The 25,667-nt window shown below is 66.3% G+C and carries 27 protein-coding genes; 22 read left to right on the top strand and 5 right to left on the bottom strand.

Annotation, left to right across the window (positions count from 1 at the left end):
- The first annotated feature begins 1 nt into the window (after window position 1).
- The 3 genes from B9Z03_RS23690 (at window position 2) to B9Z03_RS23700 (ending at window position 2,089) form a co-directional block, all read left to right on the top strand.
- The gene (locus B9Z03_RS23690; protein WP_085466472.1) at window positions 2-829 is read left to right on the top strand and encodes a bifunctional allantoicase/(S)-ureidoglycine aminohydrolase; all 828 of its coding nucleotides are present in this window, start codon (window positions 2-4) and stop codon (window positions 827-829) included.
- Between the two features lie 163 nt (window positions 830-992).
- Window positions 993-1,499 carry an ureidoglycolate lyase gene (locus B9Z03_RS23695; RefSeq protein WP_085466473.1) on the top strand — a complete coding sequence of 169 codons (507 nt, stop codon included), beginning with the start codon at window positions 993-995 and terminating at the stop codon, window positions 1,497-1,499.
- A complete protein-coding gene (locus B9Z03_RS23700; protein ID WP_085466474.1) occupies window positions 1,496-2,089 on the top strand; it encodes a nucleoside deaminase in 594 nt (197 codons plus the stop codon). The genes B9Z03_RS23695 and B9Z03_RS23700 overlap by 4 nt, the downstream gene beginning before the upstream one ends.
- A gap of 66 nt (window positions 2,090-2,155) precedes the next feature.
- On the opposite strand, the gene B9Z03_RS23705 is transcribed toward B9Z03_RS23700, so the two are convergent.
- Window positions 2,156-3,313 (bottom strand): extracellular catalytic domain type 1 short-chain-length polyhydroxyalkanoate depolymerase, encoded by a 1,158-nt coding sequence (locus tag B9Z03_RS23705; protein WP_139832376.1) that lies wholly within the window; start codon window positions 3,311-3,313, stop codon window positions 2,156-2,158.
- A 180-nt stretch (window positions 3,314-3,493) separates the two neighbouring features.
- Here B9Z03_RS23705 and B9Z03_RS23710 point away from each other — a divergent pair, with 180 nt between their 5' ends.
- The 9 genes from B9Z03_RS23710 to B9Z03_RS23750 all read left to right on the top strand — a co-directional run bounded on the left by B9Z03_RS23710 (window position 3,494) and on the right by B9Z03_RS23750 (window position 12,567).
- Window positions 3,494-5,494, top strand: a complete 2,001-nt coding sequence (locus B9Z03_RS23710) for a CocE/NonD family hydrolase (RefSeq protein ID WP_085466475.1) — start codon at window positions 3,494-3,496, stop codon at window positions 5,492-5,494.
- Between the two features lie 160 nt (window positions 5,495-5,654).
- Window positions 5,655-7,244 carry an ABC transporter substrate-binding protein gene (locus B9Z03_RS23715; protein ID WP_085466476.1) on the top strand — a complete coding sequence of 530 codons (1,590 nt, stop codon included), beginning with the start codon at window positions 5,655-5,657 and terminating at the stop codon, window positions 7,242-7,244.
- A gap of 19 nt (window positions 7,245-7,263) precedes the next feature.
- Complete coding sequence (locus tag B9Z03_RS23720; RefSeq protein ID WP_085466477.1) at window positions 7,264-8,220, top strand: ABC transporter permease; 957 nt, start codon at window positions 7,264-7,266, stop codon at window positions 8,218-8,220.
- 16 nt (window positions 8,221-8,236) lie between these two features.
- Window positions 8,237-9,043, top strand: a complete 807-nt coding sequence (locus B9Z03_RS23725; RefSeq protein WP_432417047.1) for an ABC transporter permease — start codon at window positions 8,237-8,239, stop codon at window positions 9,041-9,043.
- On the top strand, window positions 9,043-10,725 hold the full coding sequence (locus B9Z03_RS23730; protein WP_085466478.1) for an ABC transporter ATP-binding protein: 1,683 nt from the start codon (window positions 9,043-9,045) through the stop codon (window positions 10,723-10,725). The genes B9Z03_RS23725 and B9Z03_RS23730 overlap by 1 nt, the downstream gene beginning before the upstream one ends.
- 48 nt (window positions 10,726-10,773) lie before the next feature.
- The gene (locus B9Z03_RS23735; RefSeq protein ID WP_085466479.1) at window positions 10,774-11,019 is read left to right on the top strand and encodes a type II toxin-antitoxin system ParD family antitoxin; all 246 of its coding nucleotides are present in this window, start codon (window positions 10,774-10,776) and stop codon (window positions 11,017-11,019) included.
- On the top strand, window positions 11,016-11,318 hold the full coding sequence (locus B9Z03_RS23740; protein WP_085466480.1) for a type II toxin-antitoxin system RelE/ParE family toxin: 303 nt from the start codon (window positions 11,016-11,018) through the stop codon (window positions 11,316-11,318). Before B9Z03_RS23735 ends, B9Z03_RS23740 begins: the two co-directional genes overlap by 4 nt.
- 8 nt (window positions 11,319-11,326) lie before the next feature.
- Window positions 11,327-12,163 carry an alkaline phosphatase family protein gene (locus B9Z03_RS23745; protein ID WP_085466481.1) on the top strand — a complete coding sequence of 279 codons (837 nt, stop codon included), beginning with the start codon at window positions 11,327-11,329 and terminating at the stop codon, window positions 12,161-12,163.
- 17 nt (window positions 12,164-12,180) lie between these two features.
- Complete coding sequence (locus tag B9Z03_RS23750; RefSeq protein ID WP_085466482.1) at window positions 12,181-12,567, top strand: cupin domain-containing protein; 387 nt, start codon at window positions 12,181-12,183, stop codon at window positions 12,565-12,567.
- A 3-nt stretch (window positions 12,568-12,570) separates the two neighbouring features.
- Here the strand turns inward: B9Z03_RS23750 and B9Z03_RS23755 are convergent, their stop codons facing one another.
- Window positions 12,571-13,368 (bottom strand): phosphodiesterase, encoded by a 798-nt coding sequence (locus tag B9Z03_RS23755; protein WP_085467845.1) that lies wholly within the window; start codon window positions 13,366-13,368, stop codon window positions 12,571-12,573.
- A 203-nt stretch (window positions 13,369-13,571) separates the two neighbouring features.
- Between B9Z03_RS23755 and B9Z03_RS23760 the strand changes: the two genes are divergently transcribed.
- Window positions 13,572-13,862: an ArsR/SmtB family transcription factor gene (locus B9Z03_RS23760; protein ID WP_085466483.1), complete on the top strand. Its 291-nt coding sequence runs from the start codon at window positions 13,572-13,574 to the stop codon at window positions 13,860-13,862.
- A 23-nt stretch (window positions 13,863-13,885) separates the two neighbouring features.
- Window positions 13,886-15,019, top strand: coding sequence for an alkene reductase (locus tag B9Z03_RS23765; protein ID WP_085466484.1), 1,134 nt, complete (start codon window positions 13,886-13,888; stop codon window positions 15,017-15,019).
- A gap of 21 nt (window positions 15,020-15,040) precedes the next feature.
- Here B9Z03_RS23765 and B9Z03_RS23770 read toward each other — a convergent pair whose 3' ends face one another.
- Genes B9Z03_RS23770 through B9Z03_RS23780 form a run of 3 tightly spaced genes read right to left on the bottom strand, consistent with a single transcriptional unit; the run spans window position 15,041 to window position 16,748 of the window.
- A complete protein-coding gene (locus B9Z03_RS23770; RefSeq protein WP_085466485.1) occupies window positions 15,041-15,445 on the bottom strand; it encodes a type II toxin-antitoxin system VapC family toxin in 405 nt (134 codons plus the stop codon).
- On the bottom strand, window positions 15,442-15,720 hold the full coding sequence (locus tag B9Z03_RS23775; protein WP_085466486.1) for an antitoxin: 279 nt from the start codon (window positions 15,718-15,720) through the stop codon (window positions 15,442-15,444). The genes B9Z03_RS23770 and B9Z03_RS23775 overlap by 4 nt, the downstream gene beginning before the upstream one ends.
- 47 nt (window positions 15,721-15,767) lie before the next feature.
- Window positions 15,768-16,748: a GlxA family transcriptional regulator gene (locus B9Z03_RS23780; protein ID WP_085466487.1), complete on the bottom strand. Its 981-nt coding sequence runs from the start codon at window positions 16,746-16,748 to the stop codon at window positions 15,768-15,770.
- Between the two features lie 112 nt (window positions 16,749-16,860).
- Between B9Z03_RS23780 and B9Z03_RS23785 the strand changes: the two genes are divergently transcribed.
- The 8 genes from B9Z03_RS23785 to B9Z03_RS23820 all read left to right on the top strand — a co-directional run bounded on the left by B9Z03_RS23785 (window position 16,861) and on the right by B9Z03_RS23820 (window position 25,654).
- Entirely contained in the window at window positions 16,861-17,787 is a 927-nt protein-coding gene (locus B9Z03_RS23785) for a 3-dehydrocarnitine:acetyl-CoA trimethylamine transferase BcoG (RefSeq protein ID WP_085466488.1), read from the top strand.
- Between the two features lie 219 nt (window positions 17,788-18,006).
- Window positions 18,007-19,077, top strand: coding sequence for a carnitine 3-dehydrogenase (locus tag B9Z03_RS23790; protein WP_085466489.1), 1,071 nt, complete (start codon window positions 18,007-18,009; stop codon window positions 19,075-19,077).
- Window positions 19,078-19,112: 35 nt separating this feature from the next.
- Window positions 19,113-20,276, top strand: coding sequence for an acyl-CoA dehydrogenase family protein (locus B9Z03_RS23795; protein ID WP_085466490.1), 1,164 nt, complete (start codon window positions 19,113-19,115; stop codon window positions 20,274-20,276).
- 191 nt (window positions 20,277-20,467) lie between these two features.
- Entirely contained in the window at window positions 20,468-21,190 is a 723-nt protein-coding gene (locus B9Z03_RS23800; protein WP_085466491.1) for a DUF2161 domain-containing phosphodiesterase, read from the top strand.
- Window positions 21,187-23,466 carry an acetate--CoA ligase family protein gene (locus B9Z03_RS23805; RefSeq protein WP_085466492.1) on the top strand — a complete coding sequence of 760 codons (2,280 nt, stop codon included), beginning with the start codon at window positions 21,187-21,189 and terminating at the stop codon, window positions 23,464-23,466. Before B9Z03_RS23800 ends, B9Z03_RS23805 begins: the two co-directional genes overlap by 4 nt.
- A gap of 99 nt (window positions 23,467-23,565) precedes the next feature.
- Window positions 23,566-24,345 carry a carnitinyl-CoA dehydratase gene (locus B9Z03_RS23810; protein WP_085466493.1) on the top strand — a complete coding sequence of 260 codons (780 nt, stop codon included), beginning with the start codon at window positions 23,566-23,568 and terminating at the stop codon, window positions 24,343-24,345.
- The gene (locus tag B9Z03_RS23815) at window positions 24,345-25,301 is read left to right on the top strand and encodes an alpha/beta hydrolase (protein ID WP_085466494.1); all 957 of its coding nucleotides are present in this window, start codon (window positions 24,345-24,347) and stop codon (window positions 25,299-25,301) included. Before B9Z03_RS23810 ends, B9Z03_RS23815 begins: the two co-directional genes overlap by 1 nt.
- Window positions 25,298-25,654 carry a DUF4087 domain-containing protein gene (locus B9Z03_RS23820; protein WP_085466495.1) on the top strand — a complete coding sequence of 119 codons (357 nt, stop codon included), beginning with the start codon at window positions 25,298-25,300 and terminating at the stop codon, window positions 25,652-25,654. The genes B9Z03_RS23815 and B9Z03_RS23820 overlap by 4 nt, the downstream gene beginning before the upstream one ends.
- Window positions 25,655-25,667 lie beyond the last annotated feature (13 nt).

The following is a 25,667-nucleotide window of genomic DNA, read 5'->3' on the forward strand; positions in this document are numbered from 1 at the left end:
GATGGCCGGACCCCAATATGTCGCCCCGCCCGGAGGCCATCCGCCGCAGACGGACCTGCTCACCGGCCGGGCAGTCTTCACCGAGGCCTATGCCTTCATCCCGCGCGGCGTGATGCGCGAGATCGTCACCTCCTACCTGCCGCACTGGCAGCGCACCATCGCCTGGATCATCGCGCGGCCGCTCTCCGGCTTCTCCGAGACCTTCACCCAATATGTGATGGACGTCTCGCCAGGCGGCGGCAGCGACCGGCCCGAGCCGGACGCGGAGGCCGAGGGCGTCATCTTCCTGATGGACGGCGAGCTGACGGTCACCGTCGACGGCGCCGCGCACCGCATGCTCAAGGGCGGCTGGGCCTTCCTGCCGCCCGGCAGCGGCTGGACGCTGCGCAACACCGGCACCGTGCCGGCGAAATTCCACTGGATCCGCAAGATCTACGAGAAGGTGGACGGCATCGACATGCCGCCGCTCCAGTTCTCCAACGACCAGGACGTGGTGCCGCTCTCCATGCCCGGCACCGCCGGCAAATGGGCGACGACCCGCTTCGTCGATCCCGAGGATCTGCGCCACGACATGCACGTCAACATCGTCACCTTCGAGCCCGGCGCGATCATCCCCTTCATGGAAACCCACGTCATGGAGCACGGGCTCTACGTGCTGGAGGGCAAGGCGGTCTACAAGCTCAACCAGGACTGGGTGGAGGTGGAAGCCGGCGACTTCATGTGGCTGCGCGCCTTCTGCCCGCAAGCCTGCTACGCCGGCGGCCCGGGCAAATTCCGCTACCTGCTCTACAAGGATGTGAACCGGCATCCGAAGCTGTGGCGGCGATGACGATGGAAAAAGCGGTTGGCGCCCCCTCCACCGCCTTCGGCGGTCCCCCTTCCCCGCTTCGCAGGGGAGGATCCAGGGTCGCGGCCGGCCTCGACGTTAATCCTCCGTTTACGGGGGAGGGGGACCACGCGAAGCGTGGTGGAGGGGGCGCAGTTCCTTGCCCGTGACCCGCACCCTCACCGCCCGCCCCCTCACCCGCGAGGCGTTCGCTCCCTTCGGCGACGTGCTCGATACAGACTGGCCGAACCACTATCCGATCAATGCCGGCAAGTGCGAGCGCTACCACGGCCTCGCCATCGCCGAAGCGGCAGGCACCGATGCGCGCGTCATCCTCTCCATCTTCCGCGCCACGCCCTACGCCTTCCCGCTGGTGCTGACGATGATGGAGCGCCACCCTTTCGGCAGCCAGGCCTTCATGCCGCTGTCGCCGCGCCCTTTCCTTGTCGTCGTTGCTCACGACGACAATGGCGCGCCCGGCACCCCGCACGCCTTCGTCACCGCGCCCGGCCAGGGCGTGAACTATCCGCGCAACCTCTGGCACGCGGTGCTGACCCCCATTGGCGCGCCACAGGATTTCCTCGTCGTCGACCGGGCGGGCGTGGAAAAGAATCTCGAAGAGCACCATTTCGCCGAACCCTGGACAATCATCTTGCCGGAGGGCCTCGCATGACCGACACAGCCCTGATCGAACGCCTGCTCGACGTGATGGAACACGACATCGTCCCGAAGACCGCGGCCGGCGTCGCGGCGGGCAACAAGCTGTTCGGCGCCGCGATCCTGAGGAAATCCGACCTCTCCGTTGTGATCGCGGAGACCAACAACGAACTGGAAAACCCGCTCTGGCATGGCGAGGTTCACGCGCTGAAGCGCTTCTACGAACTGCCGAAGGCCGACCGTCCCGAGACAAAGGACTGCATCTTCCTCGCCACGCACGAGCCCTGCTCGCTCTGCCTCTCGGCCATCACCTGGACCGGCTTCGACAATTTCTACTATTTCTTCAGCCACGAGGATTCGCGCGACGCCTTCGCCATCCCGCACGATCTGAAGATCCTCAAGGAGGTCTTCACTCTCGATCCCGGCGGTTACAACGCCACCAACGCCTTCTGGACCGGCCGGTCGCTGCGTCGCATGATCGCCGCCCTGCCCGAACCCGACCGCACCCGCCTCTCCGCCCGCGCCGACGCGCTGGCCGCGACCTACGACAGCCTGTCGGCGACCTATCAGGCTCAGAAGCAGGACAACGACATCCCGTTGAACTAGGCGGCAACCGCGACCGCACCCACCTCGCTCCTCTGCCTGAAACGACCCGGGCAGCGTGCGCCGCTCCTATCGCATCAATCCCGCGGCCTTCAACGCATCTTCAATGATCGTTTTCACGCCAGACGCGTTGGCGGCCGAACCCGGGGAGGAACGAGGTTGCCGGGTTGTAGCATCGACCTTCACCTTTTCTGCAGCGGACAGGCCCAATGACGGTCGCTCTCCTTTGGCGGCTGCATCAGGCCTCAATGGCGCGGGTTCGCGCTTGTCGGCATCCGCGATACCCCAGACGCGGGCGATCTCCCGCGTCGAGGAGATGCCGACATCGAGCATGAACGGTCCTGGAGTGCCGAGGCCATCGCCTCCGAGGGGCGTTCCGTGGGCCATGCCCGCAATGATGTTGACCTCGATGGCCGCCAGCCCCTCGGCGTCGTGCCACACATGTCGGGTATGACGCCCAGATGCTTCGGAGCGCGTCGGGCGTTTTTCAAGCGCATGGACACCGCGCCACTGGGTCACCAGGGCTTCAGCGTTCGAAGGGGCCACGGTTGGATCGGCCGAACCGTGCCAGATCGAGATTCTCGGCCACGGACCTTCGTGCGTGGAGGCATTCTGGACGAGCCGTTGCAGGTTTTCCTCGGAGGGACCACCATGGCCGCGCATTCGGTCGAAGGCTTCCGGTATCGTGGTCGCGCTGCCATAGGGAAGCCCGGCGATGATCGCGCCACCCGCGAAGACCTCCGGATAGCTGGCAAGCATCGCCGAGGCCATCGCGCCGCCCGCCGAGAGCCCGGTTATGAAGATGCGGTTCCGATCGAGACAGTGCGTCGCGACCATCGTCTCGATCATCTCCCGTATCGAAAGAGCCTCGCCCGAACCGCGTCTGGCATCACCCGGAAGGAACCAGTTGAAGCAGAGATTCGGATTGTTGGCGCGTTGCTGCTCGGGAAACAGGAGTGCGAAGCCCGCTTCGTCCGCGAGTTGCGACCAGCCGGAATGATGGTCGTAACCGGCCGCGGTCTGTGTGCAGCCGTGCAGCACGACGACGAGCGGAGCGCCTTTGTCTATACCGTCGGGGACGTGGAATTTGGCTGCCAACGCACCCGGATTGGTGCCGAAACGCGCAAGGGCATGGAGACGGTCTGAGACGCCCGAGGTAGCGGCCTGAGGCGCAAGCCGCGCCTGCAGCGCGGTGAGCCGCGCGATCGTGTCGGAGATTTTTCGCAATGGAGGCGTCCCTTCTGTGACGTCCGGGATGGACGCAATCTCTGCAACACGGTCGCAGCAATATCGTTGCTGCACTGCACAATAACAAGAGAAGCGGACGACCGCCCCTTTCGGCGCGCCAGTCGGGCCGTGTCGCATTCAGGCCTTGCCTCGCCACGCGCCGCATAGTCGGATGCGGTCATGAAAACCGTCACCTCCTTCCCGCGCCGGGTGGTCGAGCATCCCGACATCGGCATCGTCATGCCCGACGGGTGCCGGCTCTCGGCCCGCATCTGGATGCCGGACGATGCCGCGGAGAACCCGGTTCCGGCGATCCTTGAGCATCTGCCCTACCGCAAGCGCGACGGCACGACCGCGCGGGATGAGCTCACCCACCCGTATTTCGCCGGCCATGGCTATGCCTGCCTCCGCGTCGACATGCGCGGCAACGGCGACTCCGACGGATTGATGGAGGACGAATACGCGCCGCAGGAGCTGCGGGACGCCTGCGACGTCATCGCCTGGGCCGCCGCCCAGCCCTGGTGCAACGGCAGGGTCGGGATGATGGGCATATCCTGGGGCGGCTTCAATTCGCTGCAGGTCGCGACGCTGAGGCCGCCCGCGCTCAAGGCCATCATCACGCTCTGCTCGACCGTCGACCGCTACGCCGACGACATCCATTACAAGGGCGGCTGCCTGCTGAACGAAAACCTCGGCTGGGCGGCCAACATGCTGTCCTATTCCTCGCGCCCGCCGGACCCCGCCCTTGTCGGCGAGCGGTGGCGCGAAATGTGGCTGGAGCGGCTGGAAAACACGCCCTTCCTCGCCGAGACATGGCTCTCGCACCAGACGCGCGATGCCTACTGGAAGCATGGCTCTGTCTGCGAGGACTATGCGGCGATCGAGGCGGCGGTTCTGTCGATCGGCGGCTGGCACGATGGCTACCGCAACACGATCTCGCATCTGGTGACGAACCTGTCGGCCCCGGCGAAGGGCATCGTCGGACCGTGGATCCACAAATACCCGCATTTCGCCGCGCCCTTGCCGGCGATCGGCTTCCTGCAGGAGGCGCTGCGCTGGTGGGACCGCTGGCTGAAGGATCTCGACACCGGCGTGGAAGACGATCCGGCCATGCGGCTGTGGTTGATGGACAGCGTGCGCCCGGCCTACTGGCATCCCGAACGTCCCGGGCGCTGGATCGCGGAAGGCCAATGGCCCTCGCCCGACATCTCGATGCGCGCACTGCACCTCACAGCCTGGGGACTTGCCGAAACGCCCTCTCCGTTCCTGCGTCTCGTCGCCTCGCCGCAGGATTGCGGCCTCGCCACCGGCGAATATTTCCCCTTCAACTTCGGCCCCGAGCTGCCGGGCGACCAGCGGCCGGACGATGCGCTCTCCGTCTGTTTTGACGGCGAAGCTCTGGACGAGGCACTAGACATCGTCGGCGCCCCGTCCATCGAACTCGCCTTCACGCCGGATCGACCGCAGGCGAACCTCTGCGTCCGCCTCTGCGACGTGCATCCCGATGGCGCGTCGGAACTGATCTCTTACGGCCTGCTCAACCTCACGCATCGCGCCTCGCATGAATCCCCCGAACCGCTGAGGCCAGGAGCATCGGCCGATGCGACGGTGGTCCTCGACCAGTGCGCCTATCGAGTCCCGGCAGGCCATCGCCTGCGCATCGCGATATCGACGTCCTACTGGCCCGCCATCTGGCCGTCGCCGCAAGCGGCGTCGATCGAGCTGACCGCCGGCACGCTGGCGCTTCCGGTCCGTCCCCTGGCCAAAGGCGACGGATGGCGCTTTGAGGCGCCACAGGCCGCGTCGGCATGGCAGGTCGAGGAGCTTCGCCCGCCGTCCTCCGAACGCCGCATCGAGCGCGACCTGGAGACCGGGCTGGTGACGGTCGTCGTCGCCAACGACTTCGGCGAGGTGCGCGACCTCGACCACGGTCTCGTCAGCGGCTCGCGCATGTCCGAGCGCTGGACGATCAGGCCGGACGATCCGCTCTCGGCCCGCGCGGAGATCTGGTGGGAGCAGACTCTCGGCCGCGGCGACTGGTCGGTCCGCACCGAGGCGCGATCCGCTATGAGGTCCGACCCGGAGCACTTCCATCTCACCGCCCGGCTGGACGCGTGGGAAGACCATGCGACGGTGTTCGGGCGGGACTTCGCGGCGTCGATTCCGAGGCGCCATCTCTGACAAATGCCCTCACCGAGGGCATTTGTTTGCCCACATTCATTTACGCCACGGAATGTCGCATACGGCCTTGCCGGTTGCGTGCTTTCAGCGCCAATATCCCTGTCACAATGAGGCCGTCTAATTGGCCCAGGGGCAACACAATTCGAGTGAGGAGAATACCATGTCCAATGAACTGGAATTCCTGAGCCGTTACGTCGTGGTCGGGAAGCTGAGCCGCCGCGACTTTCTCGGTCGCGCCGCCGCGCTCGGCGTCACCGCAACCTTCGCCAACACCCTCCTCGGCAGCGCCGCGCGCGCTCAAGGTGCGGTCAAGGGCGGCATCCTCAAGGCCGGCCTGCAGGGCGGTGAGGCGACCAACAGCCTCGACCCGGCTTCGTTCCTCAGCCAGGTTCCCTTCTCCTTCGGCAAGTGCTGGGGCGAGTATCTCTTCCGCCTGAAGCGCGATGGCTCGGTCGAGAATCGTCTCTGCGAGGAGGTCGGCGCCTCCCCCGACGCCAAGACCTGGACGATGAAGATCCGCAAGGGCGTCGAGTTCCACAACGGCAAGACGGTGTCCCCGGAAGACGTCGCCGCGACCATCGAGCGCCATTCCGACGCCAACTCCAAGTCCGGCGCGCTGGGCGTCCTCGGCAACATCGCTGGCATCAAGGCGAGCGGCGACGAGGTCGTCGTCACCCTCAAGGAAGCCGACGCCGACTTCCCCTACCTGATGGCCGACTACCACCTGATCATCCAGCCGAACGGCGGCAAGGACAATCCGACCGAGGGCATCTCCGCCGGACCGTACAAGGTCACCGTCAACGAGCCCGGCGTTCGCCAGGGCGGGGAGCGTTTCGCCAACTACTGGGGCGGCGACGCGATGGGTCATGCCGACCAGATCGAGATCATCGTCATCAATGACGCGACCGCGCGCACCGCGGCCCTGCAGGGCGGCCAGGTGCACATAATCAACCGCGTCGAGCCGAAGATCGTCGAGCTGGTGAAGCGCGTCCCGGGCGTCGTGATCCAGAACGTCGCGGGCCGCGGCTTCTATCCCTTCAACATGTTCTGCGACACCGCTCCCTTCGACAACGTCGACCTGCGCATGGCACTGAAGCTCGCCATGAACCGCGAGGAGATGCTGGACAAGATCCTGTTCGGCTACGGCTCGGTCGGCAACGACTTCCCGATCAACGCTGCCTATCCGCTGTTCCCGGAGGGTATCGAGCAGCGCAAGTATGATCCCGAAGCGGCGGCTGCCGCCTACAAGAAGTCCGGTCACTCGGGCTCGATCCTGTTGCGAACCTCCGACGTCGCCTTCCCGGGCGCGGTCGACGCCGCCCAGCTCTACCAGCAGTCCTGCGCGGCCGCCGGCATCACCATCGAGATCAAGCGCGAGCCCGGCGACGGCTACTGGTCCGAAGTCTGGAACAAGCAGCCCTTCTCGCTCTCCTACTGGGGCGGCCGCTCGACCCAGGACCAGATGTATTCCACCGGCTACGTCTCGACCGCCGACTGGAACGACACGCGCTGGAAGCGTCCGGACTTCGACAAGATGCTGTTCACCGCCCGTGCCGAGCTCGATCAGGAGAAGCGCAAGGCGATCTACCGCGACATGGCGATCATGATGCGCGACGAAGGCGGGCTGGCCATTCCCTTCTTCAACGAGTTCATCGACGCCTCGTCGGGCAAGGTCGGCGGCTACGAAAAGCATCCGGCCGGCGAGATGATGGACGGCTACGCGCTCGCCGAGTGCTGGGTCGCGGCCTGACCTCGCGGCGGCCGGTCCGATGTCGCCCATCCTCAAGCTGATTGCCCAGCGCGTTGCGCTGGGCGTCATCCTCCTGTTCGCGGTGTCCGCGCTGATCTTCGCGGGCACGCAGATCCTGCCGGGCGACGTCGCCTCCTCGATCCTCGGCCAGTCGGCCACGCCGCAGGCGCTCGCCAACCTGCGCCAGGAGCTCGGCCTCAACGATCCGGCGATCGTGCGCTATTTCCGCTGGGTCGGCGGCGTGCTCACCGGCGATCTCGGCACGGCGCTCACCACGCGCCAGGACATCGCCACGACGCTCGGGCCCCGCCTGTGGAACACCCTCTTCCTCGCCTTCTGGACCGCGGTGGTTGCCATTCCCCTGGCGATCGTGCTCGGCATGCTCGCCGTCATGTATCGCAACGGACCGGTCGACAAGGCGATCTCCGGCTTCGCATTGGCATCGACCTCCGTGCCGGAGTTCTTCGTCGGCTATCTCCTCATCTTCTTCTTCGCCGTGAAGCTGCAATGGTTCCCGTCGATCTCGACCGTCTATGACGGCATGCCTTTCCTGCAGAAGCTGCAGGCGATCGTGCTGCCCGGAACGGCGCTGCTGCTCGTCGTGCTGGCGCATATGATGCGCATGACCCGCGCGGCGATCCTGAACGTCATGCAGTCGGCCTATATCGAGACGGCGGAGCTGAAAGGCGTGTCGCCGTTCGAGATCATCCGCAGGCATGCCTTCCCCAACGCGATCGCGCCGATCGTCAACGTCGTCATGCTCAACCTCGCTTATCTCGTGGTCGGCGTCGTCGTGGTCGAGGTGATCTTCGTCTATCCGGGCATGGGCCAGTATCTGGTCGACCATGTCGCCAAGCGCGACGTGCCGGTGGTGCAGGCGGTCGGGCTGATCTTCGCGGCGGTCTACATCAGCCTGAACATCGTGGCGGACGTCGCCTCGATCCTCGCCAATCCACGCCTGCGGCACCCGAGGTGAGCCCGTGCTGAAGACCATCACCCCAGGCTCTGCGATCGGCCTCGTCGTCACGTCGCTGTTCCTTCTCGTCGCGATCTTCGCGCCGCTGATCGCCCCCTTCGGCAACGGCCAGATCGTCGGCGGCGTGTGGGAGCCGATGTCGGCGACCCACTTGCTCGGCACCGACAATCTCGGCCGCGATCTCTTGTCGCGGATGATCTATGGCGCGCAGGTGACGATCTTTATCTCCGTCGCAGCCACGGCCCTGTCATTCACGCTCGGCTCCGTGCTCGGTTTCGCCGCGGCGGTCATCGGCGGCTGGTTCGAAACCGTCATGTCGCGCTTCGTCGACCTGATGATGTCGATCCCGACGCTGATCTTCGGCCTCGTCGTCCTGTCGGTGCTGCCGACCACGATCCCGGTCCTGATCCTGGTGATGGGCCTGCTCGACTCCACTCGCGTCTACCGTCTCTCGCGCGCGGTGGCTGCCGACATCAACGTCATGGATTTCGTCGAGGCGGCGAAGCTGCGCGGCGAGGGCACGGGCTGGATCATCTTCCGCGAGATCCTGCCCAACGCGCTGTCGCCGCTCGTCTCCGAGCTCGGCCTGCGCTTCATCTACGCCGTCCTGTTCCTCTCGGCCCTGTCCTTCCTCGGCCTCGGTGTCCAGCCGCCGGCCGCCGACTGGGGCGGCATGGTCAAGGAGAACAAGGAAGGCATCGTCTTCGGCATTCCGGCGGCGCTGATCCCGGCAGGCGCGATCGCGCTGCTCGCGATCTCGGTCAACCTCGTCGCCGACTGGGTGCTGAACCGCACGTCGAGCCTGAAGGGAGGACGCGGCTGATGGCTTCCCCCACGCATCACGTCGACACTCCTCCCCGGCCGAAGCCGGAGGATCTGCTCCTCGACGTCCGCAACCTGAAGATCGAGGCCAAGGTCTTCCCGCCCGGCGAGGCGCCGCGCATGGTGACCATCGTCGACGGCGTCTCGCTGACGCTGGCGAAGGGCAAGGTGCTCGGCCTCATCGGCGAATCCGGCGCCGGCAAGTCGACCATCGGGCTCTCCTCGATGGCTTATGGCCGCGGCAGCGTGAAGATCACCGGCGGCGAGGTCGTGCTCAACGGCCGCGACATTCTTAAGGCTGGCAAGGACGGCGTGCGCAAGCTGCGTGGCAGCGAGGTCTGCTACGTCGCGCAGTCGGCCGCCGCCGCCTTCAATCCTGCGCACCGCCTGATGGATCAGGTGGTCGAGGCCGCGATCCTGCACGGTTCCGCCACCCGCGCCGAGGCCGAGAAGCGGGCGAAGCAGCTCTTCCGCAAGCTCAGCCTGCCGAACCCCGACACGATCGGCGACCGCTATCCGCACCAGGTCTCGGGCGGCCAGCTCCAGCGCGTCATGACGGCGATGGCGCTCTGCTCTGAGCCCGACCTGATCGTCTTCGACGAACCCACGACCGCGCTCGACGTAACCACCCAGATCGACGTGCTCGCCGCGATCAAGGACGCGATCCGCGACACTGGCGTCGCGGCCCTCTACATCACGCACGACCTCGCTGTGGTGGCACAGGTGTCAGACGAGATCATGGTGCTGCGCCACGGCAAGCTGGTCGAATGGGGCGGCACGCGGCAGATCATCAAGGAGCCGCGGCAGGAATACACCAACGCCCTCGTTTCGGTGCACCACATCGAGCACAAGGAGAAGGCGCCGGGCACCACGCCGATCCTCTCGGTCAAGAACGTCACGGCCGCCTATTCCGGCGGTATGGCCAAGGTGCTGAAGAATGTCAGTGTCGACATCTTCCCCGGCCAGACGCTGGCCGTCGTCGGCGAATCCGGCTCCGGCAAGTCGACGCTCGCCCGCGCCATTACCGGCCTTCTGCCGCCGGAGGAGGGCACCGTAACCTTCGCCGGTCGGCTGCTGTCGAAGGCGCTCAAGGATCGGACGCGGGATGACCTGCGCGAACTGCAGATGATCTACCAGATGGCGGACGTGGCGATGAACCCGCGCCAGACCGTCGGCACGATCATCGGCCGCCCGCTCGAATTCTACTTCGGCGTCCGAGGCCGCGAGCGCGACAAGCGGGTCGCCGAACTGCTCGACAAGATCGAGATGGGCAAAGGCTTCGTCGACCGCTATCCGGCCGAGCTCTCGGGCGGCCAGAAGCAGCGCGTGTGCATCGCCCGCGCGCTCGCCGCCAAGCCGAAGCTGATCATCTGCGACGAGGTCACCTCCGCGCTCGACCCTCTGGTGGCGCACGGCATTCTGGAACTGCTCCTCGACCTGCAGAAGGAAGAGGACGTCGCCTATCTGTTCATCACCCACGACCTCGCAACCGTGAAGTCGATCGCCGATTCCATAGCCGTGATGTATCGCGGCGAAGTCGTGCGCTACGGGCCGAAGAGCAAGGTGCTCACGCCCCCCTTCGACGCCTACACCGACCTGCTGCTCTCCTCGGTTCCCGAGATGGAACTCGGCTGGCTGGAGAAGGCGATCAAAGGCCGGCGGATGGAGAGCGCAGGGAACTGAGCCGGAGACACGTTGGCGGTTCGGGCGAATTCTGGTAGGTTGCAGGCCATGAACAAGCACACGACCCTGTCGCTGGATGACCACTCCGCCGAGTTCATCGAACAGCAGATCGATGGTGGCAATTTTGCGTCAGCCAGTGAAGTCGTCGCGGCAGGATTGAAGCTGCTGGAAAAGCGGCAGGCATATGTGGAGGCGGTTCGAGCGGCATTGATCGAGGGCGAGGAAAGCGGCGAACCGCAGCCCTTCGACTTGCAGGAATTCCTGGCAGAGATGCATCTCGAACACGCGAAATGAACCGCTTCACGGTTTCTCCCGCCGCGCGGGCCGACCTTCGCAAAATATGGTTCTATACGGCGGAGAACTGGAGTGTCCGACAAGCGGACCGGTATGTGACACTGGTCGAGAGTGCTTTCCGTCGCATCGCGTCAGGCAAAGCAAGCGGCCGCAACGCTGATGAGTTCAAGCAGGGATATCTGCGCCTGCCGGTTGAATCTCATTTCGTATTTTACCGAACACATGCATCCGGAAGCATCGAAATAATGCGCGTGCTTCATCAGCGAATGAACCTGGCCGAACGACTTAGAGACGATTGAGAAGACGCATGCCCCTCTCCTCCAAGCTCCTCCTCATCATCATCGACGGCGTGCCGGAGCGGAACTTCCGCCGCTATTTCGGCAATCTCGAAGGCTGGGTGAAGAACGGCGACGCCCGCGTCTGGAAGCTGCGCAGCACGCTGCCGTCGATCTCCGGCCCCTGCTACGCCTCGATCCACACCGGCGTGCCGCCGCAGGAGCATGGCATCCTGTCGAACGAGGCCCGCTTCCGCGTCTCCCAGCCCGACCTCTTCTCGGAGATCTCGAAGGCCGGCGGCAAGACGGGCGCCGTCACCCATTCCTACTGGTCCGAGTTCTTCAATCGCTATCCGTTCGATTTCGTCCGCGACCTCGAATATGACGAACCGGACAGCCCGATCACCCACGGCCGCTTCCACACGATGACCGGCTATGGCCGCGACAACCAGATGACGCCCTCGGACGTCGACCTCTTCGCGACGCTGACCATGCTCACGGAGCGTTTCGGCATCGACTACGGCATCCTGCACACCTGCACGCTTGACTCGATGGGCCATCGCTTCGGCCACGACTGCGTCGAGATGGACAATGCCTGCCTGCACATGGACGGCATGCTGGCCGCCTTCCTGCCGCGCTGGCTGAAGAACGGCTACGAGGTGATCGTCACCGCCGACCACGGCCAGACCGATCGCGGCACGCATGGCGGTCACGAGGACCTGCAGCAGGACACGGCCTTCTATTATTTCGGCCCGGCCAAGGGCCCGAAGCCGGATGCGCTGCTCGACCAGCTCGCGCTCGCGCCTTCCATCCTCAAGCGGCTGGGGGTGAAGATCCCGGCGACGATGAAGGCGAAGCCCTTCTTCTGAGACGAGAGGACAACGGCATGGCGCAGGCGACCTTTACCGATGTCATGCTGCCGGAAGAGGCAAACCATCTCGCTCCGGATGGTTCGCAGGTTCGCGAGCTCGCCCGGCTGGCGGGCGGAACGATGGCGCATTTCACCTTGCCGCCCGGGGCCGTCTCCAAGGCAGTCAGGCATCGCACGGTCGAGGAGATCTGGTTCATTCTCTCCGGCCGCGGCCAGATGTGGCGACGCAGCGGCCGCATGCACGAGATCGCCGATCTCGCGCCCGGCCTGTCGCTGACCATCCCGCTCGGCACAAGCTTCCAGTTCCGCACCGACGGCGATGCGCCGTTGACCGCCGTCGCGATAACTATGCCGCCCTGGCCGGGCGCCGAAGAGGCCGAGTTCGTCGACGGGATCTGGTGAGGCTCAGGCGAAATCGTAGGGCCCGGGAAAGGTCCCAATCGGCACCACATGCGAGACGAGGCCCGCATCCGGCCGCCAGTGGTGCAGCAGCATCGCGGGCGGCTCGACGAACGAGGCCGGCTCTGCGTCGGGCCATGGCCGCAGGGCGATGCTCGTCGTCGTGCTGGGCGCCGTCATCAAGAGCGTGCCGCCGAAGCGCACCTGCATCATGCGGTGGACATGGCCGCACAACACGCGCTCTACGGCCGGAAACCGGCGCACGATCGTCTCCAGCCGCGCCGCGTTGAAGCAGCGATACGCGTCCAGATACGGGACGCCTGTCTCCAGCGGCGGCTGGTGCATCATGATAATCGTCGGCCGCTCCGGATCGGCCTCCAGCGTGTCGACAAGCCATGCCGCAGCCGCCTCGTCGACCTCGCCATGATGCGCGCCGGGCACGGTCACGTCGAAGCCGATGATCCGCACCGGTCCGAACCCGTCGGCGACAACGTGGAGCGGGCCTGAACGAACCATCCACGGCCTGTCGAGAAAGGCCGCGCGAAACGCCTCCCGCTCGTCGTGATTGCCGGGGATGGCCAGCAGCGGTTTGCCGATCGTCGCCAGCAGGTCGAGCGCATGGGCATACTCGTCGCGCGATCCGGTGTCGACGAGGTCGCCACTGAGGATCACGAGGTCCGGCTCGGGCCGCAGTCCGTTGAGATGGTGGATCGCTGCCTTAAACATCGCGTTGGAATCGACCACGCCCTGATACAGCACGCCGCGCGGACGCAGGTGCGGGTCGGACAGGTGGGCAATCAGCATGAGGGCGAATCCGCAAGAGGCGGCCGCCACACTGCTGTCGAACGTCGTGCACGGCAACCCCGGATGGCCCCTGAAATGACGTCCTCCCGACCGGGTTCGAAACGGAACGGATTTCCGCAGCGTTCGGATCAGGGGGTAATCCGGCGCTGGTATATCGATCGCGACCGATATACATATCGTCCATCTCCGATTTCGGAAAGATCATGGACCGCGACACAATATTGAAAGCACTGGCGCATCCGGTGAGGCGCGACATGCTCTCCTGGCTCAGGGAGCCGGAGAAGCACTTCGCCGGCCAGGCGCATCCGCTCTCGATGGGCGTCTGCGCCAGCCAGTTCGAGCGCTGCGGCCTGTCGCAGTCCACCGTCTCGACCCACCTCTCCACCCTCGTCTCCGCCGGCCTGCTGAAGCAGCGCAAGGTGGGGCAATGGGTGTTCTACAGCCGCGACGAAGAGGCGATCGACGCCTTCCGCGCCTCCCTCACCGACCTCTGACCTCCCTGCAAAAAGGACTGCCCATGCCCACCCTCTACGATCCGATCAAGCTCGGCGACCTCACGCTGCCAAACCGCCTCGCAATGGCGCCGCTGACGCGCAACCGCTCGCCGAAGGCCGTGCCCGGCCCGCTCGCCATCACCTATTATACGCAGCGCGCGACGGCCGGCCTGCCGATCAGCGAAGGCACCGCGATTACCCAGCAGGGCCAGGGCTACGCCGACGTTCCCGGCCTCTACGGACCCGAACAGCTTGCCGGCTGGAAGAAGGTCACCGATGCCGTCCACGCCGCCGGCGGGCACATCTTCACCCAGATCTGGCATGTCGGCCGCGTCTCGCACTCGTCCCTCCAGCCGAACGGCGGCCAGCCGGTGGCGCCCTCGGCGATCACCGCGAAGACCAAGACCTACATCATCCACGCCGACGGCAACGGCGAGTTCGCACCGACCTCCGAGCCTCGCGCGCTCGACCGTTCGGAACTTGCCGGCATCGTCGACGACTATCGGCGCGCCGCCCGCGCAGCGGTGAAGGAGGCCGGCTTCGACGGCATCGAGATCCACGGCGCCAACGGCTACCTCATCGACCAGTTCCTGCGCTCAGGCACCAACCAACGCACCGACGACTATGGCGGCTCGATCGAGAACCGCGCCCGCCTGTTGTTCGAGGTGGTGGACGCGATCGTCGCCGAGATCGGCGGCGCGAAGACAGCGATCCGCATCTCGCCCGTGACGCCTGCGAACGATGCTGCCGATCCCGACCCGCAGCCGCTCTTCGAGCATGTCGTGCGCGGCCTCGCCTCGCGCGGCCTCGCCTACGTCCACGTCATCGAGGGCGCCACCGGCGGCGCGCGTGACTTCCAGCAGGGCGAAAAGCCGTTCGACTGGGTAGCCCTGAAGGCCGCCTATCGCGCTGCCGGCGGAACGGGCGTCTGGATGGTCAACAACGGTTACGACCGCGAGCTCGCCGAAGAAGCCGTCGCCAGCGGCCGCGCCGACATGGTGGCATTCGGCCGGCTCTACATCGCCAATCCCGACCTCGTCGCCCGGTTCAAGGCCAGGGCTCCGCTCAACGAGCCGCAGCGCGCGACCTTCTACGGCGGCGGCGCGGCAGGCTACACCGACTACCCGGCAGCCGACCTCTCGGCCGTAGCGGCCTGACCTCGCAACGCTGGGCGGCGGTCACGCCGCCGTCCAGTCCTCGACGGTGAGACCGGGAAAGTGCCGGAAGGCGCTATCTGATGAAACCAGCACCGCCCCCGCTTCCAGCGCATGCGCTGCGATCAGCATGTCGAGGGGCTCGAGGGTTTTACCAAGCTTCCGCATCACTGCGCGCAGACGACCATAGGTTTGAGCCGTTAGATCTGTCCAAGACAACACTTCTATCTCGACAAAGAAATCGGCGATCGCCTCTGCTAGCCTCTTTGAATCAGGCCTTTGCGCCAGTCCACGTTGAACCTCGCCATAAGTTATCGAAGAAACCTTGAGCTGGTTTGTATCAAGGTCCAGCAGTCGCTTCGCCACCGCGTCCGAGCGCCTGTGGACCGCATTGCTCACCACGTTCGTATCGAGCAGATAGATCGTCATTCGAACGGATCGTCGCGCAACTGAACGCCCTGGTCGCGATCCTCCATGAACCCCTCCAGTTCTTCAGGGGGGATGGTATCGCGCAGTTCAAAGAAACGGGCGAGAGAACCGGTCCGTTGTCTCTTTGCAGAGAGGATAACGTCCCCCGTTCCCTCGTCTCGCCTGATCTCCACTTCGTCTCCGTCGAAGCGAAAGTCCGCAGGCAGGCGCACCGCCTGGCTGCGGCCGTTCTTGAAGAGTTTCGCTGTCCGGACTGGCCTGGCATGCTCGTTCATGAGCACCTCCGCAATGATCTATACCACCCCGCCCCTCACTTCAACGCTCACGCCCTTCTCATCAGCGCCGGCGCCTTGCCGAACCCGGCCTTGAACGCGCGGCTGAAGGCAGAGGCGGACGAGAATCCCGTCCGCGCCGCGATGTCGGCCATCGGCTCGGCCGTATCGAGCACCAATCTCCGCGCGGCGTTCAGGCGCAGCCTGAGATAATAGGCGCCCGGCGTCTCACCGATCGAGCGCGAGAACATCAGTTCGAGCGCCCGCGCCGACAGGCCGACGCGCCGCGCGATCGCGGCGACGGTGAGCGGCCGGTCGACATGGCTCTCCATAAGCCGGATCGCCTGCGCCAGCCGCGGGTCGTAGCCGTCGAGCCGGCCGAGCGAGACCAGCGGCTGCGCATCGGTCGCCGCCCGCGCCTGGTCGTAGATGAACACCGATGCGACATCGAGCGCCACTGCCATGCCGAGCCGGCAGCGCACCAGATGCAGCATCAGGTCGAAGGTCGGCGAGGCGCCGCCGGTGGTGAACACCGGCCCGTCGATCACATAGCGGTCCGGTCGCACGTCGGTGTCCGGAAAGCGCGCCGCGAAGTCCTCGAAATCCTCCCAGTGGGTGGTCGCCGGCCTCCCCTCGAGCAGGCCGGCATGGCCAAGCAGCCAGCCGCCCGCCTCGATCCCCCCGACGGCGCGCGCAACCCGCCCGGCGCGCCGAAATCCCGAGACCAGCGCGGCAGACGTCTCGTGCCGCGTGCCGAACCCGCCGATGGCCATGAGCACGTCCACCTTGGCCTGCGGATCGAAGCGGCCCGACACCGCGACCGGCAGGCCGGCGGTGGTGACCGGCGCTTCTCCATCGGCGGAGACAAGCGTCCAGTCGAACACCGTCCGGCCCGCGATCCGGTTCGCCGCGCGCAGCGGATCGACCGCCGAGGCCACGCACATGATCGAGCAGCCGGAGAACACCAGCATCGTCAATGTGAGCGGTGAAGGATCGACCGTGAAGACAGATGGCCTTTCGCTTTTCGGCATACGGAATTCGTAAATCGTGAAGCGCCAAGGCGCAAGGCGGGAGAAGCTGCGTGCAGTCGAAGACAGGGGTTCGTCCGACGCCCGGACGGAACGCCACGGAGGAGAACTGCCCATGCCGCTCGAAATGAACCGCGAGGTCTTCATCACCTGCGCCGTCACAGGCTCGGGCGGCACGCAGGACCGCTCGCCGCATGTTCCCCGCTCGCCGAAGCAGATCGCCGACTCCGCCATTGCCGCCGCCAAGGCGGGCGCCGCGATCGTCCACTGCCATGTCCGCGATCCCGAGACCGGCAAGCCGCGCCGCGACGTGCATCTCTACCGCGAGGTCACCGAGCGCATCCGCGACGCCAATGTCGACGTGGTGCTGAACCTCACCGCCGGCATGGGCGGCGACATGGTGTTCGGCAGCGTCGAGAAGCCGCTGCCGTTGAAAGAAGCCGGCACCGACATGGGCGGCGCCACCGACCGCGTCGAGCATGTCCGCCAGTGCCTGCCCGAGATCTGCACGCTCGACTGCGGCACGATGAACTTCGCCGAGGCCGACTACGTCATGACCAACACGCCCGGCATGCTGCGCGCCATGGGCGGCATGATGACGGCGATGGGCGTGAAGCCGGAGATCGAGGCCTTCGACACCGGCCATCTCTGGTTCGCGAAACAATTCGTCGAGGAAGGCGTGCTCAAGCCCGACGCGCTGGTGCAGCTCTGCATGGGCGTGCCGTGGGGCGCGCCGGACGACCTGAACACCTTCATGGCGATGGTCAACAACGTGCCCAGGACCTGGACCTTCTCCGCCTTCTCCCTCGGCCGCAACCAGATGGCCTATGCGGCGGCGGCGGTTCTCGCCGGCGGCAATGTCCGCGTCGGGCTGGAGGACAATCTCTGGCTCGACAAGGGCGTACTCGCCACCAACGCACAGCTGGTCGAAAAGGCGGTGACGGTGATCGAGAACATGGGCGCGCGCGTCATCGGCCCGGAGGAAGTGCGCAAGAAGCTCAACCTGACCAAGCGCGCGCCGGTTTCGGCGAAGGCGGCGTAAAGATCCGGGAGCGGCGAACGTCGTGATCCTTCGCGCCCCCCTCTGTCCTGCCGGACATCTCCCCCTCAAGGGGGGAGATCGGCAGCGTAAACTTTGGCTCCAGGCTTCCAAAGATTGGCGAAACCATACCGGTCGTCCAATCTCCCCCCTTGAGGGGGAGATGTCCGGCAGGACAGAGGGGGGTCTGACGGATTGCTCCCTCGCTAGGGAGATTTCCACATGACCATCACCAAAGCAGCCTGCATCGGCGGGGGCGTCATCGGCGCGGGCTGGGTCGCGCGTCTCGTGCTCAACGGCATCGACGTCGCGGTCTTCGATCCGGACCCCGAGGCCAGGCGCAAGGTCGACGAGGTGATGAAGGGCGCCCGCCGCGCCTACAAGCGCCTAGCCACCGCCGGCCTGCCGAAGGAAGGAAAAATCACCTACGCGAAAACCATTGCCGAGGCGGTCGCCGACGCCGACTTCATCCAGGAGAGCGTGCCGGAACGGCTCGACCTCAAGCACAGGGTCCTGGCCGAGATCGATGCACACGCCCCCTCCTCCGCACTGGTCGGCTCGTCCACCTCCGGCATCAAGCCGACCGACATGCAGGTGGCGATGAAGAAGCATCCGGAACGGCTGGTCGTCGGCCATCCGTTCAACCCGGTCTACCTCTTGCCGATCGTCGAGATCGTCGGCGGCGAGCAGACCTGGCCGGAGGCGATCGAACTCGCCCGCGAATATTATGCCGAGATCGGCATGAAGCCGGTCGTCATCCGCAAGGAGATCGAGGCCTTCGTCGGCGACCGCCTGCTGGAGGCCATGTGGCGCGAGGCGCTGTGGCTGATCAAGGACGGCATCTGCACGGTCGAGGAACTGGACGACATCATGCGCTACGGCTTCGGCCTGCGCTGGGCGCAGATGGGCATGTTCCAGATCTATCGCGTCGCCGGCGGCGAGGCCGGCATGCGCCATTTCATGGCCCAGTTCGGCCCCTGCCTCTCCTGGCCCTGGACCAAGCTGATGGACGTGCCGGAGTTCAACGACGAGTTGGTCGACCTGATCGCCGGCCAGTCCGACGAACAGTCCGGCAAATGGTCGATCCGCGAACTCGAAAAGATCCGCGACGACAACCTGGTCGCGATCATGGAAGCGCTGTCGAAGGAGAACAGGGGCAAAGGCTGGGGAGCCGGCGAGCTGCACAAGACCTATGTGAAGCAGCTCGGCGCGGCGGCCAAGGCGAAGGTCTCGAAAGCGGCAGAGAAGGCGAAGGCGACGAAGCCGAAGAAGGTGGCAAAGGCGAAGAAATGACCGCTCTTTCGCCCCCTCGAAACGGAGCCACACCCATGAACTTCGGCCTCACCGACGAACAGAAGCTGATCGTCGACACCACCCGGTCCTTCGTCGAGACCGAGCTCTATCCGCACGAGGCGAAGGTGGAGCGCACCGGCAGGCTCGAGCTCGATCTGATCCGCGAGTTGCAGAAGAAGGCGATGGCCGCGGGCCTCTACGCCGCCAACATGCCGGCCGAGGTCGGCGGCGCGGGGCTCGATACGCTGTCCTGGCTGCTCTACGAGAAGGAACTCGGCCGCGCCAACTACGCGCTGCACTGGACCTGCGTCGCACGCCCGTCGAACATCCTGCTCGCCGGCACCGATGCGCAGAAGGAGAAGTATCTCTATCCCTGTATCCGCGGCGAGACCTGGGACTGCCTGGCGATGACCGAGCCGGGCGCCGGCTCCGACCTGCGCGGCATGAAAGCGACCGCGCGCCAGGACGGCGACGACTGGGTGCTCAACGGAACGAAACATTTCATCAGCCACGCCGACATCGCCGGCTTCGCCATCGTCTTCATGGCCTCGGGCGAGGAAGACTCGCCGCGCGGCAAGCGCAAGAAGATCACCGCCTTCTTCGTCGACAAGGGCACGCCCGGCTTCACGGTCCGCGACGGCTACCGCAACGTCTCCCATCGCGGCTACACCAACGCGATCCTCGAATTCGACGACTGCCGCCTGCCCAAGGAACAGATCCTCGGCGAGGTGCATCGCGGCTTCGAGGTGGCGAATTCCTGGCTCGGCGCCACCCGCCTGCAGGTCGCCTCCACCTGTCTCGGCCGCGCCGAACGCGCCCTGCAGCATGCCATCGAATATGCCGCGCAGCGCGAGCAGTTCGGCCAGCAGATCGGAAAATTCCAGGGCGTCTCGTTCAAGCTCGCCGACATGGCGATGGAGCTGAAGGCGGCGGAACTGCTGACCCGCGAGGCCGGCTGGAAATACGACGCCGGCACCGTCACCGACGAGGACATGGCGATGGCCAAGCTGAAGGCGACGGAGGTTCTCGCCTTCATCGCTGACGAGGCGATCCAGATCCACGGCGGCATGGGTCTGATGGACGACCTGCCGCTGGAACGCATCTGGCGCGACGCCCGCGTCGAGCGCATCTGGGAAGGCACCAGCGAGATCCAGCGCCACATCATCAGCCGTGCGCTGCTGCGGGCGATGGGGGGATGAGCGGCCGGTTTGCGCAGCAAATTCACCGTGCCGGTGGCACGATGAAAGGCCGCGAATGCCGGGGAGCTGCGAAGCAGCGGGCCCCCGGCCGGGCGGCGCTGCAGCTCCACGGCGCCCATCCAACTCATCCGCGAGACGCCGCGCACCGACCCACCTTCTCCCACAAAGGGAGAAGGACTAGACCTTGCCCCATGACCCGAATCCGCGAGACCGACCTCTATCTCCCCGTCAAGCGCCTGCTCGAAGGGCAAGGCTACACGGTCAAGGGCGAGATCGGCGCCGTCGATGTCGTCGCGGTGCGCGACGGCGACGAGCCGGTCATCGTCGAGCTGAAGGTCGGGTTCTCGCTGTCGCTGTTCCATCAGGCCATCGCGCGGCAGACGATCACCGATGCGGTCTATATCGCCGTGCCGCGCGGGACAGGTCGTGCCTCGATGACTGCGATTGCCGACAACACCGCGCTCTGCCGCCGTCTCGGCCTCGGCCTCATCACGGTGCGCCTGCCCGATGGCTTCGTCGAACTCCACTGCGACCCGGCACCCTACAAGCCGCGACAGTCCAAGCCGCGCAAGACCCGCCTGCTGCGCGAGTTCGCGAAGCTCGTCGGCGACCCCAACAGCGGCGGATCGACCCGCCGCACGCTCATCACCGCCTACCGCCAGGAAGCGCTCCTGTGCCTGCGGATGCTGACCGAGCAGGGCCCGACCAAGGCGTCGGAGATCGCGCGGCAGACCCGTATTGCCCATGCGCGGCGGCTGATGGCCGACAACCACTACGGCTGGTTCGAGCGCGTCTCGACCGGCATCTACGCCCTCAGCCCCAAGGGCCTCACGGCGGCAGCCGACTATGCCGTCGAGATTGAGAAACTCGTCTCCAGCCGAGTCCCCGGCCCGGACGCCGCGATCGCCACATGACCCGCCTCGAACGCCTGCTGCGCCCCAAATCCATCTGCGTCGTCGGCGGCGGAGGCTTCGGCACCAACGTCGTCAGGCAGACGCTGAAGATGCGGTTCCCGGGTGAGCTCTGGGTCGTCCACCCGACGAAGGACACGGTCGAGGGCGTCAGGACCTACAAGACCATCGCCGATCTCCCCGGAGCGCCGGACGCCGTCTTCATCGGCGTCAACCGCGCCCTCACCATCGACGTCATCCGCCAGTTGCGCGCCAAGGGCGCGGGCGGCGCGGTCTGCTTCGCGGCCGGCTTCCGCGAGACCGGCGACTACGACGCCGACGGCGAGCGCCTGCAGCGCGAGCTGGTCGAGGCGGCCGGCGACATGCCGGTGATCGGGCCGAACTGCTACGGCCTGATCAACTATGCCGATGGCGCGCTGCTGTGGCCTGACCAGCATGGCGGCCGCCGGCTCGCGCCGGGCGAAAAGGGTGTGGCGATCATCACCCAGTCCTCCAACATCGCCTGCAACCTCACCATGCAGACGCGCGGCCTGCCGGTCGCCTACCTGATGACCGCCGGCAACCAGGCGCAGACCGGCCTCTCGGAAATGGCGCTCGGCCTGATCGAAGACGATCGCGTTTCCTGCCTCGGCCTGCACATCGAGGGCTTCGACTCGGTGGGCGGCTTCGAACGCCTCGCCGCCCGGGCACGCGAGTTGAAGAAGCCGATCGTGGCGATGAAGGTCGGCCGCTCGGAACAGGCCCGCGCCGCCACCGTCTCGCACACCGCCTCGCTCGCCGGCTCCGACGCCGCCTCGGATGCGTTCCTGCGCCGCCTGGGCATCCCCCGCGTCGACACTATCCCCTCTTTCCTCGAAACCTTGAAGCTGTTCCACGCCGTCGGCCCGCTTGCCGGCAACACGCTGTCCTCGATGAGTTGCTCGGGCGGCGAGGCCTCGGTCATGGCCGACAGCGCCGAGGGCCGCCGCGTCCGCTTCCCCGCATTGTTGCCCGAGCACAAGGCGCGCTTGGCCGAAGCGCTGGGGCCGCTGGTCGCCGTCGCCAATCCGCTCGACTACAACACCTACATCTGGAACAACGAACCGGCGATGACCGCGGCCTTCTCGGCGATGGTGTCCGGCGGCTTCGACCTCAACATGCTGGTGCTCGACTTCCCGCGGACCGACCGCTGCTCCGACGCCGACTGGTGGCCGACGGTGAACGCCTTCGAGACGGCGCTGAAGGCCAACGGCGCCAGGGGCGCGATTGTCGCCTCGATGGGCGAGAACATCCCCGAAGCCCACGCCGAGGAACTGCTGCGGCGCGGCATCGTGCCCATCCTCGGCATCGCCGAGGCGTTTGACGCGGCGGAGGCTGCGGTCTTCGTCGGAGACGCGTGGGGGAGAGCAGTTCCCCCCTCAATAGGCTCTGCCTATTCGCCCCCCTCTGCCCTGCCGGGCATCTCCCTCTCAAGGGGGGAGATTGCGCATCTAGAGAGGTCTGCCCCTGGTGCAAACGCAGATAGAAGACGGCCGTTGGCGGAACTGCCGATCTCCCCCCTTGAGGGGGGTCCGAAGGACGGGCGAGACGCGTGGCTCGCCCCGGCAGCCGGCAGGGCAGAGGGGGGTATCGCAGCCATCACGCCCGACGAAGCCGCCGCCAAGTCCCTCCTCGCCGCCGCCGGCCTGCCCGTCCCCGCCGGCCTGCGCGCCGCGACCCCCGACGAGGCCGTCGTCGCCGCCGAAACGCTCGGCTATCCCGTCGTCGTGAAGGCGCTGGGTGTGGCGCACAAGTCCGAGGCCGGCGCGGTGAAGCTGAACCTCCGCGACGCTGAAGCCGTGCGCACCGCTGCCGCCGCCATGGCCGGCCTCGGCACCGGCCTCTATGTCGAGCGCATGATTTCCGGCGCTGTCGCCGAACTGATCGTCGGCGTCACCCGCGACCCGCTGTTCGGTCCGGTGATGACGATCGGCAGCGGCGGCGTGCTGGTTGAGCTGCTGCAAGACTCGCGCACCCTGCTCCTGCCGTCGAGCCGCGACGAGATCGAGGCGGCACTCCGTTCCCTCAGGCTGTTCCCGCTGCTCGATGGCTATCGCGGCCGGCCTAAGGCCGATCTTGCCGCCACGATGGACGCCATCACCGCGATTGCCGCTTTCGCGCTGACAAATGTCGACGAGCTGGTGGAACTCGACGTCAATCCGCTCATTATATGCGAACGTGACGCCTGGGCGGCGGACGCGCTGATGGTGCTCGCCCCGATCTCAGACTTTCGGCGCGATCGCATCGGAACTGCCACTTGAGGTATTGCCCACCGGTACGTTGCCTGAAATATCCCACCATCGTCGGTCGGCCCCGCCGGTCGCCCCCAGCTGACGACGAGCATCGCGCCGGAGGAGTTCATGTCCGTTATCAAATTGCGCAGTAACGGCCCCGTGCTGGAGGTCACCCTCGACCGGCCGAAGGCCAATGCCATCGACCTCGCCACCTCGCGCATGATGGGCGACACGTTCAAGGCGTTCCGCGACGATCCGGACCTGCGCGTCGCGATCGTCAAGACGGCGGGCGACAAGTTCTTCTCCGCCGGCTGGGACCTGAAGGCAGCCGCCTCCGGCGACGCGGTCGACGGCGACTACGGCGTCGGCGGCTTCGGCGGGCTGCAGGAGCTGATCGACATGAACAAGCCGGTGATCGCCTGCGTCAACGGCATGGCGGTCGGCGGCGGCTTCGAGCTGGCGCTGTCCTGCGACCTGATCTATGCCTCCGAGCACTCCTCCTTCGCGCTGCCCGAGATTCGCGCCGGCACGCTCGCCGACGCAGCCACCATCAAGCTGCCGAAGCGCATTCCCTACCACGTCGCCATGGACCTTCTGCTCACCGGCCGCTGGATGGACGCGGCGGAGGCGCACCGCTGGGGCCTCGTCAACGAGGTGCTGCCGGCAGACCGGCTGGAGGCCCGCGTCTGGGAGGTCGCCCGCCTGCTCGCCTCCGGCCCGCCGCTCGTCTTCTCCGCCATCAAGGAGGTCGCCCGCGAGGCGGAGTCGATGAGCTTCCAGGAGGCGATGAACTGGATCACCAAGCGCAAGTTCCGCACCGTCGACACGCTCTACGCCTCGGAGGACAACATGGAGGGCTTCAAGGCCTTCGCGGAGAAGCGCGATCCGGTGTGGAAGGGGAAGTGATGACCGACTACACCGACCTGCTCGACGCCGAGACTTGGGCCTTTGTCGAGCGGACCAATTCCTTCTACCCGCCGGACACGATCGACTACACGATTGCCGAGCAGCGCGAGATCTACGACCGGATGTGCCGCGAGTTCCATGCCGGCTATCCGGACGGGCTGGTCACCGAGACGACCGCGATCCCCACCCCGACGCACGACATCCCCATCCGCATCTACCGCGCCGCGCAGCCCGACGCGGCGGCGATGGTGCTCTATTTCCACGGCGGCGGCTTCATGCTGGGCGGGCTGGAAAGCCATGATGACGTCTGCGCCGAAATCTGCCAGCGCACCGGCTTCGAGGTCGTCTCGGTCGACTACCGCCTCTCGCCCGAACATCTCTATCCCGCCTGCCATGACGACGGCTACGCCGCCTTCGAATGGGCGGCGAAAACCTATGCCGGGCGCGCCATCGTACTCGCGGGCGATTCCGCCGGCGGCAACATCGCCGCCGCCGTCGCCGGGCGCTACCGGCGCCATGCACATGCGCCGGCCGGCCAGGTGCTGATCTATCCCGGCCTCGGCGGCGACCACAGGAAGGGTTCCTACGTCACCCACGCCGACGCGCCGCTCTTGTCGATCCGCGACATGGCCTTCTACCAGAAGATCCGCACCGGCGGCGCCGACGTGTCGAAGGACGCGGGCTTCGCGCCACTGCGCGACACGGACTTCTCCGGCCTGCCGCCCACCGTCTGCATCACCGCCGAATGCGATCCGCTCTCCTCCGACGGCCCCGCCTATCGCGACGCCATCCGCGCCGCCGGCGGCAAGGCGGTCTCGGTCGAGGAGAAAGGATTGGTCCACGGCTATCTGCGCGCGCGGCACACGGTCGGGCGGGCGCGAAAAAGCTTTGCGCGGATCGTCGCCGCCGTGCGAATGCTTGGCCTCGGACACTGGAACGAGGACTCGCTCGCATGAAACTGCCCCTGGCCGCCGCCTTCCTCACTCTGGCGACCATCTCGGCCGGGGCGGCGGAGAACCGCTGCGGCTGGCTCGTCAACCCGACGCCGGGCAACTACTGGCTGACCGACAAGGACGCCACCTGGATCCTCGCCACGCAGGGTATCGAGGCGCCGGACGCCGTGATGCTCAACCTGCCGGCGTTCGACGAGAAGGAATATGTCGCGGCGAACGGCAGCTACGGTTATGGCTGCGCCTGCATCAGCGTCGACGTCGACACGGCGAACAACAAGGTCCTGCGCGTCTACTCCGGCAAGACGCTGCCGCTGAAGCGCTGCAAGGCGGACAAGACACTGCCGTCCCCCTATTGATCGGCCGGCTGGC

This window comes from Mesorhizobium australicum, from assembly GCF_900177325.1.
Taxonomy (GTDB): Bacteria; Pseudomonadota; Alphaproteobacteria; order Rhizobiales; family Rhizobiaceae; genus Mesorhizobium_A; species Mesorhizobium_A australicum_A.